Source organism: Klebsiella sp. JB_Kp004, from assembly GCF_040065795.1.
In the GTDB taxonomy this organism is placed as follows: Bacteria; Pseudomonadota; Gammaproteobacteria; order Enterobacterales; family Enterobacteriaceae; genus Klebsiella; species Klebsiella quasipneumoniae.
On the sequence record NZ_JBEAKW010000042.1, the window covers coordinates 86,859 to 99,614 of the forward strand.

14 protein-coding genes are annotated in these 12,756 nt (G+C 58.6%); 7 read left to right on the top strand and 7 right to left on the bottom strand.

Annotated features, from left to right (window positions below):
• Nucleotides 1-55: 55 nt before the first annotated feature.
• Entirely contained in the window at nucleotides 56-847 is a 792-nt protein-coding gene (ygiD, locus tag ABLX76_RS18210) for a 4,5-DOPA dioxygenase extradiol (protein ID WP_004205244.1), read from the top strand.
• Between the two features lie 55 nt (nucleotides 848-902).
• Here ygiD and ABLX76_RS18215 read toward each other — a convergent pair whose 3' ends face one another.
• The 3 genes from ABLX76_RS18215 to tolC form a co-directional block, all read right to left on the bottom strand.
• Nucleotides 903-2,063 carry a glutathionylspermidine synthase family protein gene (locus ABLX76_RS18215; RefSeq protein ID WP_023291031.1) on the bottom strand — a complete coding sequence of 387 codons (1,161 nt, stop codon included), beginning with the start codon at nucleotides 2,061-2,063 and terminating at the stop codon, nucleotides 903-905.
• A gap of 5 nt (nucleotides 2,064-2,068) precedes the next feature.
• Nucleotides 2,069-2,740 (bottom strand): DUF1190 family protein, encoded by a 672-nt coding sequence (locus ABLX76_RS18220; protein ID WP_002916849.1) that lies wholly within the window; start codon nucleotides 2,738-2,740, stop codon nucleotides 2,069-2,071.
• A gap of 167 nt (nucleotides 2,741-2,907) precedes the next feature.
• Nucleotides 2,908-4,368, bottom strand: coding sequence for an outer membrane channel protein TolC (gene tolC / locus ABLX76_RS18225; RefSeq protein WP_032454074.1), 1,461 nt, complete (start codon nucleotides 4,366-4,368; stop codon nucleotides 2,908-2,910).
• A 196-nt stretch (nucleotides 4,369-4,564) separates the two neighbouring features.
• Between tolC and nudF the strand changes: the two genes are divergently transcribed.
• Genes nudF through parE form a run of 5 tightly spaced genes read left to right on the top strand, consistent with a single transcriptional unit; the run spans nucleotide 4,565 to nucleotide 8,969 of the window.
• Nucleotides 4,565-5,197 carry an ADP-ribose diphosphatase gene (nudF, locus tag ABLX76_RS18230; RefSeq protein WP_004205241.1) on the top strand — a complete coding sequence of 211 codons (633 nt, stop codon included), beginning with the start codon at nucleotides 4,565-4,567 and terminating at the stop codon, nucleotides 5,195-5,197.
• A complete protein-coding gene (locus ABLX76_RS18235) occupies nucleotides 5,194-5,616 on the top strand; it encodes a DUF1249 family protein (protein ID WP_004205239.1) in 423 nt (140 codons plus the stop codon). The genes nudF and ABLX76_RS18235 overlap by 4 nt, the downstream gene beginning before the upstream one ends.
• Nucleotides 5,617-5,640: 24 nt before the next feature.
• On the top strand, nucleotides 5,641-6,468 hold the full coding sequence (gene cpdA, locus ABLX76_RS18240; protein ID WP_004205237.1) for a 3',5'-cyclic-AMP phosphodiesterase: 828 nt from the start codon (nucleotides 5,641-5,643) through the stop codon (nucleotides 6,466-6,468).
• Complete coding sequence (yqiA, locus tag ABLX76_RS18245; RefSeq protein WP_004205236.1) at nucleotides 6,468-7,043, top strand: esterase YqiA; 576 nt, start codon at nucleotides 6,468-6,470, stop codon at nucleotides 7,041-7,043. The genes cpdA and yqiA overlap by 1 nt, the downstream gene beginning before the upstream one ends.
• A gap of 30 nt (nucleotides 7,044-7,073) precedes the next feature.
• The gene (parE, locus tag ABLX76_RS18250) at nucleotides 7,074-8,969 is read left to right on the top strand and encodes a DNA topoisomerase IV subunit B (protein WP_004205235.1); all 1,896 of its coding nucleotides are present in this window, start codon (nucleotides 7,074-7,076) and stop codon (nucleotides 8,967-8,969) included.
• 73 nt (nucleotides 8,970-9,042) lie between these two features.
• Here parE and ABLX76_RS18255 read toward each other — a convergent pair whose 3' ends face one another.
• From ABLX76_RS18255 to qseB, 4 genes are all read right to left on the bottom strand, one after another.
• Entirely contained in the window at nucleotides 9,043-9,357 is a 315-nt protein-coding gene (locus tag ABLX76_RS18255; RefSeq protein ID WP_023291029.1) for a putative quinol monooxygenase, read from the bottom strand.
• A gap of 81 nt (nucleotides 9,358-9,438) precedes the next feature.
• Nucleotides 9,439-10,020 carry an NAD(P)H-dependent oxidoreductase gene (locus ABLX76_RS18260; protein WP_023291028.1) on the bottom strand — a complete coding sequence of 194 codons (582 nt, stop codon included), beginning with the start codon at nucleotides 10,018-10,020 and terminating at the stop codon, nucleotides 9,439-9,441.
• A gap of 106 nt (nucleotides 10,021-10,126) precedes the next feature.
• Entirely contained in the window at nucleotides 10,127-11,476 is a 1,350-nt protein-coding gene (gene qseC / locus ABLX76_RS18265) for a quorum sensing histidine kinase QseC (protein ID WP_348875021.1), read from the bottom strand.
• Nucleotides 11,473-12,132: a quorum sensing response regulator transcription factor QseB gene (gene qseB, locus ABLX76_RS18270; protein ID WP_065882655.1), complete on the bottom strand. Its 660-nt coding sequence runs from the start codon at nucleotides 12,130-12,132 to the stop codon at nucleotides 11,473-11,475. The genes qseC and qseB overlap by 4 nt, the downstream gene beginning before the upstream one ends.
• A 149-nt stretch (nucleotides 12,133-12,281) precedes the next feature.
• On the opposite strand from qseB, the gene ABLX76_RS18275 reads away from it, so the two are divergent.
• Nucleotides 12,282-12,689: a YgiW/YdeI family stress tolerance OB fold protein gene (locus ABLX76_RS18275; RefSeq protein WP_023291025.1), complete on the top strand. Its 408-nt coding sequence runs from the start codon at nucleotides 12,282-12,284 to the stop codon at nucleotides 12,687-12,689.
• Nucleotides 12,690-12,756 lie beyond the last annotated feature (67 nt).

Consider the following 12,756-nt stretch of genomic DNA (forward strand, 5'->3'; position numbering starts at 1 on the left):
TGGCGCAAAAGCGCGTAATGTGAGCACATCACATTGACACCCTAAGGATATCATCATGTCCCGTACCCGAATGCCCGCGTTGTTCCTCGGCCATGGCAGCCCAATGAACGTGCTGGAAGACAATCGCTATACCCGCGCCTGGGCTCACCTGGGCGAAACCCTGCCGCGTCCGAAAGCGATCGTGGTGGTCTCTGCGCACTGGTTCACGCGCGGTACGGGCGTGACGGCGATGGAGGCCCCGAAGACCATTCACGACTTCGGCGGCTTCCCGCAGGCGCTGTATGACACCCATTACCCGGCTCCGGGTTCCCCGGCGCTGGCGCAACGACTGGTGGAGTTGCTCTCGCCGGTGCCGGTTACCCTCGATAAAGAAGCCTGGGGATTTGACCATGGTTCATGGGGCGTGCTGATTAAGATGTATCCGCAGGCGGATATCCCGATGGTTCAGCTGAGCATCGACAGCACCAAACCGCCGGCCTGGCATCTCGAAATGGGGCGGAAGCTGGCCTCGCTGCGTGATGAAGGCATTATGCTGGTGGCCAGCGGCAACGTGGTGCATAACCTGCGTACCGCCCGCTGGCATGGCGAGAACACGCCGTATCCGTGGGCGGAGTCCTTCAACAACTACGTGAAGGCGAATTTGCAGTGGCAGGGCCCGGACGATCAGCACCCGCTGGTTAACTACCTGGCACATGAAGGGGGTTCGCTCTCCAACCCAACGGCGGAGCATTTCCTGCCGCTGTTATACGTCCTGGGGGCGTGGGATGGCGTTGAGGCGATTTCGACCCCGGTCGATGGCATCGAGATGGGCTCGTTGAGTATGCTGTCGGTGGTGGTTGGCGCCTGATAGATTGTGCTCCGGCGGCGGTATCGTCGCCGGAGCGCGACATTATTCGACGAAATTATTCGACGAAAATGTGCGGATAGAAGCGCGACAGATCCTGGGTAATCAGCGCCCGGTCTTCACGAATGCCGATCCCGGCGGGCTGATCGTTGATGAGCCAGCTGCCAATCAGCGTGTAGCTGTCACCAAACTTCGGCAGCGGGTAAAATTCCTGCACGATTGTGCCTTCTTCTCCGTACGGGCCTTCCACGGCTTCCAAAACTTTGCCATTCTCAACGATCGACACGTTGGCGCCTTCGCGGGAGAAGATTGGCTTAATGACGTACTTCTCCATCTCCGGATGGGCATCTTCGCTGAAGTAAGCCGCCAGCAGATTCGGATGATTAGGGAACATTTCCCACAGCATCGGCAGCAGCGCTTTGTTGGAGATGATGCTCTTCCACGCCGGCTCCAGCCAGCGGACGCCGGCGTCTTCCAGCTTGGTGGAAAACATCTCCCGCAGCATAAACTCCCACGGATAGAGCTTGAACAGGTTGCCAATCACCTGATCCTGGAGATCGGTAAACTGGCCTTTTTCACCCAGACCAATATCTTCGATGTAGAGGAATTCCGTTGCCAGCCCCGCCTCGGCGGCGCAGTCCTGCAGATATTGCACGGTGCCGCGATCTTCAACGGTATCGCGGCAGCAGGCCATATGCAGCAGCTGGAAGCCAAACTGCTCGCGCAGCTCACCGAAGCGATCGATTAGCTTTTCCTGCAGGCTGTTGAACTGATCGCTGCCCGCCGGCAGCTTGCCGGCGTTGAGCTGGTCTTCCAGCCAGATCCACTGGAAGAAGGCTGCTTCATACAGCGAGGTTGGCGTGTCGGCATTGTTCTCCAGCAGCTTCGGCTCGCCGACGCCATCCCAGGCCAGGTCGAGACGTGAGTAGAGTGACGGCTGGTTGGTTTTCCACGACTGGCGCACAAAGCCCCAGGTGTGTTTAGGGATGCGGAATTTGGCCATCAGCTCATCGCTGGCGATCACTTTTTCCACCACCTGAAGACACATCTGATGCAGCTCGGCGGTGACCTCCTCCAGCTTTTCCACCTGGGCGAGGGTCAGCTTGTAATAAGCCTCTTCGCTCCAGTAGGGCTCGCCGTACATGGTGTGGAAGTTGAAGCCGTATTCGGTCGCTTTCTCGCGCCAGTCCGGGCGCTCGGTAATGCTGACTCTTTCCATGTTGCTTAGCCGCCCATTGAGCGAGAAGAGGAGGTGGAGCCTGCGGCGCTACGCTGCATGGTCGACTGCTTCGCCACCGACTCGCCGAAGCCCCCGCGGGTGACGGTGGTGGTGGTCGCTGGCTTCGGCGCCATCGCGGTTTTCGGCACGTTCATGGTGCGGCCCGGCTGGGCGGCGCCATAGCTCTTGCCGCTGGCGTCAGTGTACTGACCGTAGGCCGGGCTGGCCGGGTTTTTGGAGCTGAACAGCGGCTGCTGTTGCGCCATGCCGCCGCCCATCAGGCGGCCCATCATGTAGCCGGCCATCAGCGGCATCCAGAAGCTGCCGCTGCTTTGCGCCTGCGCCTGGTTTTCCGGGGCGACGCCCGCCTGGGCAGGCGTTTGCTGGCACTGGCCTTCGCCAAACTCGGCGACGCAGTCTTCGCGGGTGGCATATTTCGGCGCGGTGCGCTCTGCCTCTTTTACCGCGTTGGTGTAGGCCGTGGTGCATTCGGCTGCTTTGCCCGGGTTGGCGGCGGAGCAGTCATCGGCGTTCTGGTACAGCGAGACCGTTTCGTCGCTTTTTTCACAACCGGCAAGCATAAAGACCGCGGTGACGGCCAGGGCGACCGGCGTCAGGTGGCGTGCGCTCCAGCTTTTGCGGAACGACGAATGATTAATATTTTTTGTCCGTTTCATATTTGTCTTCCAGGACCCAGTGGTATGGCGTGTGTTAACGCTCAGGATAGAGGATGAGTGGTGGAAAATGAAGCGAAGAGGGGCGCTAAGCGGGGGATCTTTACGTTGCCTTACGTTTAACGCATCGCCTGTCCGGCGGACAGGCGATGCGCGTCACAGTATGAGAATTACTGACGGAACGGATTGCTGCCGCTGCTTTGGGTCGTCGTCCGTGCAGACGCCGGCTTCACGGCCGCGGTCGTGTTGCCGTAACCGTCGGCAGTGGCATCCTGCTGCGGATTTTCCGGCGCGACGCTGTCCGCGGAGGTGGAGATCGGTTTGCCCAAGGTGTTGTTCAGGGCGACCAGATCCTGCTCGTTCAGCGTACCTAACGCCGACTTGATGTTCAGCTCGTTGATCAGGTAGTTGTAGCGCGCATTCGAGAGCTGCTGTTTGGCGTTATACAGCGTGGTGGTGGCGTCGAGGACGTCAACGATAGTACGGGTACCCACCGAGTAGCCAGCTTCCATCGCATCCAGGGAGCTTTGCGCAGAGACCACCGCCTGTTTGTAGGCGTTGATGCTGCTGATAGAGGCATTCACGTTGTTAAACGAAGAACGCACGGTCTGGACCACGCTGCGGTGAGCGCTTTCCAGCTGCTCGCTGGCGCCGACGAAGTTGTACTGCGCCTGTTTAACCTGCGAGTTAACCATCCCGCCCTGATACAGCGGCATGGAGAAGCTCAGGCCGATTTTGTTCTGACCGATATCAGCATCTTGCGCGATGCTGTTTGAGCCGCTGTAGCGGTTGTTGGAAACGCCCGACGAGGCGTTCAAATCCAGGGTCGGCAAATGGCCGTCCTGCGCCTGGCGAATCTGCTCGCGGGCCAGATCCTGGCTCAGACGCGCCTGCAGCAGCGACAGGTTGCGGTTCTCGGCTTCCTTCAGCAGGGCGTTCACCGCCTGCGGTTTGCTGGTTTTGAAGCCGTCTACGTTCAGGGAGGCCAGCTCCGGGTAGTAGTTGCCGGTAACCTGGCGCAGCTCTTCCACGGCGTTGTCGAGATCGTTACGCGCGGTCACTTCGTTCGCCAGCACGGCGTCGTATTGTGAACGGGCGTTCTGCACGTCGGTGATCGCCACCAGACCGACGTTAAAGCGCTGGGTGGTTTGATCCAACTGGCGGTAAATAGCCTGTTTCTGCGCTTCGGTATAAGAGAGCGTGTCGATGGCGGCCAGCACTTTGAAATAGGCCGTCGCGGTATTCAGAATCAGCGTTTGCTGATCGGTCTGATACGTGACATCCTGAATGCCTGCCGTTTTTTCCTGCAGCGTCAGGGCGCGCCATTTCGACATATCAAACAGAACCTGCGTTAACTGCAGCGAGCCGCTGGTGACGTTAGAATTCTGGTCTTTATAATCACGGAAGCCGCTGGTATAGGTATAATCCGCTCCCAGCCCGAGCTGAGGCAGTAATGGACTGCGCGCTTCGTTGATCTTTTCGAACGCGGCGTCACGATCGGCTGCCGATTTACGCAGATCGGGGTTGCTGATGCGCGCCTGCTGGTAAACCTGAAGCAGGTTTTCCGCCTGGCTCATGGCGCTGAACCCGGTCAGGCTCAGGCCGATAAGAATGGGGAGCAATTTCTTCATTTGCATTCCTTGTTGTGAAGCATTTAGCGCTGGTCTAATTCTAAGAAAAATTCCGCTGATTGTATCGATTCTGCCGCCGTAAAAAGTTGGCGTTACGTGCCATCCGGCGGTAATTTGCACCAATCTAACATACGGACCGTAAAACGGTAGCCAAACGGTCTGGAAATCCCTCATTTCGGATTAGCAGGACATGACAATGAGCAAACCCATTCACCAGGGAATTACCTTCTCCAAAAATGATGTAGAAATTATTGCACGCGAAACGCTGTATCGTGGTTTTTTTTCGCTCGATTTATACCGTTTTCGCCACCGTCTGTTTAACGGCGGCATGAGCGGCGAAGTCACCCGTGAAATTTTTGAGCGCGGGCATGCCGCCGTCTTGCTACCCTTTGACCCGGTGCGGGACGAAGTGGTGCTGGTCGAACAAATCCGTATCGCCGCCTATGATACCAGCGAGAGCCCTTGGCTGCTGGAAATGGTCGCCGGCATGATCGAGGCGGGTGAGACGGTAGAAGATGTCGCCCGTCGGGAAGCGCTGGAGGAGGCCGGCCTTGAAGTTGGGCGGACGAAACCAATATTAAGCTATCTGGCCAGTCCTGGCGGCACCAGCGAACGGTTATCGATCCTGGTGGGCGAAGTTGATGCATCGACGGCAAAAGGCATTCACGGCCTGGCCGAGGAAAATGAGGATATTCGGGTGCATGTGGTGAGCCGGGAGCAGGCTTACCAGTGGGTAGAAGAGGGGAAAATCGACAACGCAGCCTCTGTCATCGCCTTGCAATGGCTGCAATTGCATTATCACAATTTACGAAACGAGTGGACAAAATGAAGCGTTATACACCTGACTTCCCTGAGATGATGCGCCTGTGCGAGACCAATTTCGCCCAGTTGCGCCGCCTGTTGCCGCGAACGGATGCAGCGGGTGAGAAGGTGAGCTATCAGGTGGGAAGCGCGCAATATCGGTTAACGATAACGGAATCAACCCGCTACACTACACTGGTGGCGATAGAGCAGACTCTGCCAGCGGTGAGCTACTGGAGTCTGCCGTCGATGACCGTTCGCCTCTACCATGACGCCATGGTGGCCGAAGTGTGTTCGAGTCAGCAGATCTTTCGCTTCAAAGCGCGATATGATTATCCTAATAAAAAGTTGCATCAACGCGACGAAAAGCATCAAATTAACCAGTTTCTGGCCGACTGGCTGCGTTACTGTTTAGCACATGGAGCGATGGCGATTCCGGTTTGTTAGCGTCGTTAAACCTAAGGACACCATTTGGAAAGCCTGTTAAACCTACCTCTGGCTGGTGAGGCCAGAGTCAGGATCTTACAAATTACTGATACTCACCTGTTTGCTGAAAAACATGAAACGTTGTTAGGCATCAATACCTGGGAAAGCTATCAGGCCGTACTGTCGGCCATTCATGCCTCACAGCGTCCATGCGATTTGATTGTCGCAACAGGCGATTTGGCGCAGGATCACTCCTCCGCGGCCTACCAGCATTTTGCTGAGGGCATCGCGAGTTTCGCTGCACCCTGCGTCTGGCTACCGGGCAACCATGATTTCCAGCCGGCGATGTACAGCACCCTGCAGGAGTCGGGCATTTCCCCCGCCAAGCGCGTGTTTCTCGGCGACCACTGGCAGATCCTGCTGCTGGACAGCCAGGTGTTTGGCGTTCCCCATGGCGAGCTGAGCGACTTCCAGCTGGAATGGCTCGAACATAAGCTGGCGGAGGCGCCGGAGCGTTATACCTTACTCCTGCTGCATCATCATCCGCTGCCGGCCGGCTGCAGCTGGCTGGATCAACACAGTCTGCGCAACGCCGGCGCGCTGGACAGCGCGCTGAGCGCCTGGCCGCGGGTGAAGCATCTGCTGTGCGGCCATATTCATCAGGAGCTGGATCTCGACTGGAATGGCCGACGTATGATGGCGACGCCGTCGACCTGCGTTCAGTTCAAACCGCACTGCGCCAATTTCACCCTCGATACGGTGTCGCCGGGCTGGCGCTGGCTGGAGCTTCACCCTGACGGAACGCTGACCACCGAAGTGTGCCGCCTGGAAGGCGCGGCGTTTCATCCGGATATTGCTTCAGAAGGCTACTGATGGCGACGCTCCTTTATCTGCACGGCTTTAACAGTTCTCCACGCTCGGCGAAGGCGACGGCGTTAAAGACCTGGCTGGCGCAGCACTATCCTGAGATCGCCATGGTGGTGCCGGAGCTGCCGCCTTACCCGGCGGAAACGGCGGAGCTGCTGGAGTCCATCGTGCTGGAGCACGGCGGCGAGCCGCTGGGGGTCGTAGGGTCGTCGCTGGGCGGCTACTACGCGACCTGGCTGTCGCAGTGCTTTATGCTGCCAGCGGTAGTGGTTAACCCGGCGGTGCGGCCGTTTGAGCTGCTGAACAATTTTCTCGGCCACAATGAGAATCCGTACACCGGGCAGCAATATGTGCTAGAGTCTCGCCATATTTACGATCTCAAAGTCATGCAAATCGACCCGCTCGAAGCGCCGGATTTACTCTGGCTGCTGCAGCAGACCGGGGATGAAGTGCTTGATTACCGCCAGGCCGTTCATTACTACGCCTCTTGCCGGCAGACGGTGGAGGAGGGCGGTAATCACGCATTTGTCGGCTTTGACGATCATTTCACTCAGATTATCGAATTTCTCGGCCTGCGCTAAACGGCCCTGAACGACCTACGAATACACACCATGACGCAATCTTCATATAACGCTGATGCCATTGAGGTACTCACCGGGTTAGAGCCGGTGCGCCGCCGTCCGGGCATGTATACCGACACCACCCGTCCTAACCATCTTGGTCAGGAAGTGATTGATAACAGTGTGGACGAAGCGCTGGCAGGCCATGCCAAACGCGTGGAAGTGATCCTGCACGCCGACCAGTCCCTCGAGGTGATTGACGACGGGCGCGGGATGCCGGTCGACATTCACCCGGAAGAGGGGGTGCCGGCGGTTGAACTGATCCTCTGCCGGCTGCACGCGGGCGGTAAGTTTTCCAACAAAAATTACCAGTTTTCCGGCGGTCTGCACGGGGTGGGGATTTCGGTGGTCAACGCCCTGTCAAAACGCGTGGAGGTCAACGTGCGTCGCGACGGTCAGGTCTACAGCATCGCCTTTGAGAATGGTGAGAAAGTAGAGGACCTGCACGTCACCGGCACCTGCGGTAAACGCAACACCGGGACCAGCGTCCATTTCTGGCCGGACGAAAGCTTCTTCGATAGCCCGCGCTTCTCCGTTTCGCGTTTGACCCACTTGTTAAAAGCGAAAGCGGTGCTGTGCCCGGGCGTGGAAATTGTTTTCCGCGACCAGGTCAACAACAGCGAGCAGAGCTGGTGCTATGCCGATGGCCTTAACGACTACCTGAGCGAAGCGGTGAACGGCCTGCCGCTGCTGCCGGAAAAACCTTTCGTCGGCACCTTCTCCGGCGAGACGGAAGCGGTGGACTGGGCGCTGCTGTGGCTGCCGGAAGGCGGCGAGCTGCTGACCGAGAGCTACGTCAACCTGATCCCGACCATGCAGGGCGGGACGCACGTCAATGGCCTGCGTCAGGGGCTGCTGGACGCGATGCGTGAGTTCTGCGAGTACCGTAATATCTTGCCGCGCGGGGTGAAACTGTCGGCGGAAGATATCTGGGATCGCTGCGCCTACGTGCTGTCGGTGAAGATGCAGGATCCGCAGTTCGCCGGGCAAACCAAAGAGCGCCTGTCGTCGCGCCAGTGCGCGGCGTTCGTCTCCGGCGTGGTGAAAGACGCCTTCAGCCTGTGGCTGAACCAGAACGTGCAGGCCGCGGAGCTGCTGGCGGAGATGGCCATTTCCAGCGCCCAGCGCCGTCTGCGCGCCGCCAAGAAAGTGGTGCGCAAAAAGCTGACCAGCGGTCCGGCGCTGCCGGGTAAGCTGGCCGACTGCACCGCCCAGGATCTGAACCGTACCGAGCTGTTCCTCGTCGAAGGGGATTCGGCGGGCGGTTCAGCCAAGCAGGCGCGCGATCGTGAATATCAGGCGATCATGCCGCTGAAAGGCAAGATCCTGAATACCTGGGAAGTCTCTTCCGATGAAGTGTTAGCTTCGCAAGAAGTACACGACATTTCGGTGGCGATTGGGATTGACCCGGATAGCGATGATTTAAGCCAGCTGCGCTACGGCAAAATTTGTATTCTGGCGGATGCGGACTCCGATGGCCTGCACATCGCCACGCTGCTGTGCGCGCTGTTTGTGAGACATTTCCGTACCCTGGTGAAAGAGGGGCACGTCTACGTGGCGCTGCCGCCGCTGTACCGTATCGACCTCGGCAAAGAGGTCTACTACGCGCTGACGGAAGAAGAAAAAACCGGTGTGCTGGAGCAGCTGAAGCGTAAGAAGGGCAAGCCAAACGTCCAGCGCTTTAAAGGTCTCGGCGAGATGAACCCGATGCAGTTGCGGGAAACCACCCTCGACCCGAATACCCGCCGCCTGGTGCAGCTGGTGATCAGCGATGAGGATGAGCAGCAGACCACGGCGATGATGGATATGCTGCTGGCCAAGAAGCGTTCCGAAGATCGTCGTAACTGGCTGCAGGAGAAGGGCGATATGGCGGACCTGGAAGTGTAAGACCGCGCGCTGCGCCAGACGTAAAAGGGAGCCTCAGGCTCCCTTTTCTTATTTCGTTTCTGCGTCAGCGGGCTTAGACACCAGCCTGCAGGATACGGATGTTGGTCTCCAGCACATCGCCTTTGACCGCTTCCGACCAGGCTTTCATGTGCGGGGTCTGCAGGTGCGCTTCAAGATGCGCGACGCTTTCCCACTGCTCCACCATGACGATAGAGTCAGGAGCTGTGGTCTGGAAGCTGACGCCAGCGGCATGATCCACCATGGGCGCATAGCCGTGGCAGCCGGCTTCCTGCAAAACGGTCGGAATAATTTTCGCGAACTGATCGAGAACCGCCTGGCGGTGGTGCTGGCCCGGGCGGGTACGGATTTCTGCAATCACTGTTAACATGGTTAACTCAACTCCTTCTGTGTGGATCTTGTCATACTCCAGGTTCGAATAACTCGAAATATGTAGAGCATAGACCCCTAGTTAACCAAAAATTTCCGCCAGATGCTTGCGATATTCTGCGATATAGCGTGGGACATCAGGCATTTTAATCACGTCGTTGGCGATAAAGGTTGGCAGCGCCTCCATACCCAGGAACTGGTTGGCTTTATGGAACGGCAGGTAAACGCCGTCAACGCCGACGCCGTGGAAGAACTGTTCTTCGTCGGTGAAGGCTTCCATCGGCGCGTTCCAGGTCAGGGAGAGCATATATTTTTTCCCTTGCACCAGGCCGCCGGAGCCATATTTTTTGCTGGCGTCGGAGCGGGTACGGCCGTCGCTGGCGTACAGCGAGCCGTGGCCTTCGGTAAAGACGTCATCCATATATTTTTTCACCGTCCACGGGGCGCCCATCCACCAGCCCGGCATCTGCCAGATCACCACATCGGCCCAGAGGAAATTCTGCACTTCGGCTTTTACGTCATACTCGCTGTCGGCGCGAACGCTTTTAACATCGTGTCCGGCGTCGCGCAGATAACTCTCCGCGACCTCGGTCAGGGTGTCGTTCAGCTGGCCATTCGAGTGCGCGAATTTTTTTGCGCCATTGATAATCAGGATGTTGCTCATCATTTGTCCTCAATCTTGAAAATTTGCCGACGATCTTACCCCGCGAAGCGGGGCAGTAAAATGAGCAAAATGTGCAAAGTCTTTTGCTAAATGAGCAATAATATCGCTACCAGTCAACGCGGGCTTCGAAGCCGCCGTCGCGGGCATTGGCAAACTCGACGCGCATGCCGTGCAGCGAGGCGATGCGCCGGACGATCGACAAGCCCAGGCCGCTGCCCGTAGCATCCTGACCCGGCGGGCGGTAGAAACGCTCGCCGATGCGCGCCAGCGCCTGCGGGCTGATGCCGTGGCCGTTATCGCGTACCCGAAACTCGCGGGCGTTGAGGGTGATATCGACCTGACTGCCGCGCGGGCTGTAGCGCACCGCGTTATCCAGCAGATTGCGCACCAGCAGGCTGAGGAGCAGCGGCTGGCCGGTGCGGGAGATGCCAGAGGCATTAAGATGCAGGCGCAGCTCAATCCCGGCCTGCTGCGCCGGGTGGTACATCTCCATTACCGCCGACTGCAGCAGATCGTCGATGGCGACCGGCTGCACGTCGTCCAGCTGAGCGAGCGAGTCCAGCCGCGACAGCGTCAGCAGCTGATCCACCAGACGGGTGGCGCGATCGATCCCCTGATGGAGCTGAGCCAGGGCTTTCTCACGCCCTTGTGGATCGTCCAGAGAGAGCTGGGCGACTTCAGTCTGCACCTTCAGCGCCGCCAGCGGGCTGCGCAGCTCGTGGGCGGCATCAGAGGTAAACCGACGCTCGCGCAGCATGACGTCGTGGGTGCGCTTGAACAGCTGATTCAGCGACTCGACCAGCGGGCGGACTTCAGTGGGGATCTTCTCCACGCTGAGCGATTCCGCCGAGTCCGGCGCGCGCAGGCGCAGCGTGCGCGCCAGATGTTTCAACGGCGCCAGTTCGCGGCTTAACAGCACGATGAGCAGCACGAACATCAGCGGCAGGGCGATCATCCACGGCGTTAGCTGCGAGGTAACAATGTCCATCGCCATTTCGCGGCGATAATCCCACTCCTGGCCGACGGCGATACGGTGGCGGCCATCGGCGGTGGTTAACCACAGGAAGCGCCACTCGTCATCATCGCCGCGCAGGTAGCCATCGCTGAAGCCCTCGCGCTGCGAGTGCCATTGAATATCCTCCCCGTTTTCGCCGTCGTTAAGCACCATTTTGCCGTCGCGGGTAAAGATGGCGAACGCCAGCGCATCGTCGTCGATATGCCCGTGGCGCACCTTTTTCTTTTCCCCGAGCGATGTCGGCGGGGCGCGGAGCTCTTCGAAATTCATGACGCTCAGGCGGCGGGCGAACAGCAGCTGCTGGGTATCAAACAGCTTATCCAGCTTTTTACTGGTCTGCTGCCAGGCGATCACGCTGGCCACCCCCCAGGCGGCGGCGGTCAGCACGGCAAACAGCAGCGTCAGACGCAGGCGCAGGCTCAGGCGGGCAAGTCGTTTCATGCGTCACCCAGGGTATAGCCGATGCCGTGGACGGTGCGGATAAATTCACTGCCGAGTTTGCGGCGCAAATGATGGACGTGAACTTCCACGGCATTGCTGGAGACCTCGTCGTCCCAGGTGTAGAGCTTTTCTTCAATAAGCTTACGCGGCAGCACGCGCCCGGCGTTACGCAGCAGCAGTTCCAGCAGGGCGAACTCCTTCGGCTTCAGCGTCAGGCTTTCGCCGCCGAGGCTGGCGGTTAAGCGGTTCGGGTCAAGGCTCACCTTGCCGTGGCGCAGCTCGCTGCTGCTTTGGCCGTGGGCGCGGCGGATCAATGCTTCCAGGCGGGCCGCTACCTCAATCAGGGCGAAAGGTTTGCACAGATAATCATCGGCGCCCAGGCGCAGCCCCTCCACCCGCTGGCTGAGGGCGTCGCGGGCGGTGAGGATCAGCACCGGCTCATGGCGGCCTTTGTCGCGCCACTCGCGCAGAATATCGAGGCCATCGATGCCGGGAAGGGTGAGATCAAGAATTGCCGCGTCGTAGGGGGCGCTGTATAAGGCGTTTTTGCCCTCCAGCCCGGCGGTAAACCAGTCGATGCTGAAGCCCATTTTGCTCAGCCCGGCCTTGATGCCATCGCCGATTAACTTGTCATCTTCCACCAATAATATGCGCATTTTCCCTCCTGCCAACCCGGCTGCTCTGCGCAGTAAACCGCGTTGCGACCGGGGTTGTACAGCATTAAAATTTCTTTTTTCCCCTTAAGAAGTCGTTAAGTTTTGTCGGGCGTAATAGGAGCCATATCAACACGAAGGGAGAACACATCATGAAGAAAATTGCTGCGATGACCGCGATCGTTGCCCTGGTTTCCATGCCGGTGCTGGCTGCCGGACAGGGCGGGTATACCGGTCCTTCTGCGACCACGCCGGCAAGTTCGACCACCCAGGGCGGCGGATTTACCGGCCCGAGCGGCGCGGTCACCACCGTCACCAATGTCAAATCGCTGCGGGACGATACCTGGGTGACCCTGCGGGGCAAAATTACCGAGCGCGTGTCCGACGATCTGTATAAGTTCCAGGATGCTACCGGGGTGATCAATGTCGATATCGACCACAAACGCTGGAACGGCGTCACCGTCGGCCCGCAGGACACGGTAGAAATTCAGGGGGAAGTCGATAAGGACTGGAACTCGGTGGAGATCGACGTTAAACAGATCCGTAAAATCACGCCATAAGTCTCCGGCGGATAAGCGCAAGATCGGTCAGGAATCGCTATCCTCGCTCTGTCAGAGTATGTCGCGA

Coding starts and splice junctions, on each gene's coding strand:
- nudF (WP_004205241.1), top strand. CDS start 4,565: ATGAGCAAACCCATTCACCAGGGAATTACCTTCTCCAAAAATGATGTA.
- yqiA (WP_004205236.1), top strand. CDS start 6,468: ATGGCGACGCTCCTTTATCTGCACGGCTTTAACAGTTCTCCACGCTCG.
- qseC (WP_348875021.1), bottom strand. CDS start 11,476: ATGAAACGACTTGCCCGCCTGAGCCTGCGCCTGCGTCTGACGCTGCTG.
- ABLX76_RS18235 (WP_004205239.1), top strand. CDS start 5,194: ATGAAGCGTTATACACCTGACTTCCCTGAGATGATGCGCCTGTGCGAG.
- ABLX76_RS18215 (WP_023291031.1), bottom strand. CDS start 2,063: ATGGAAAGAGTCAGCATTACCGAGCGCCCGGACTGGCGCGAGAAAGCG.
- qseB (WP_065882655.1), bottom strand. CDS start 12,132: ATGCGCATATTATTGGTGGAAGATGACAAGTTAATCGGCGATGGCATC.
- ygiD (WP_004205244.1), top strand. CDS start 56: ATGTCCCGTACCCGAATGCCCGCGTTGTTCCTCGGCCATGGCAGCCCA.
- ABLX76_RS18260 (WP_023291028.1), bottom strand. CDS start 10,020: ATGAGCAACATCCTGATTATCAATGGCGCAAAAAAATTCGCGCACTCG.
- ABLX76_RS18220 (WP_002916849.1), bottom strand. CDS start 2,740: ATGAAACGGACAAAAAATATTAATCATTCGTCGTTCCGCAAAAGCTGG.
- parE (WP_004205235.1), top strand. CDS start 7,074: ATGACGCAATCTTCATATAACGCTGATGCCATTGAGGTACTCACCGGG.
- ABLX76_RS18275 (WP_023291025.1), top strand. CDS start 12,282: ATGAAGAAAATTGCTGCGATGACCGCGATCGTTGCCCTGGTTTCCATG.
- tolC (WP_032454074.1), bottom strand. CDS start 4,368: ATGAAGAAATTGCTCCCCATTCTTATCGGCCTGAGCCTGACCGGGTTC.
- ABLX76_RS18255 (WP_023291029.1), bottom strand. CDS start 9,357: ATGTTAACAGTGATTGCAGAAATCCGTACCCGCCCGGGCCAGCACCAC.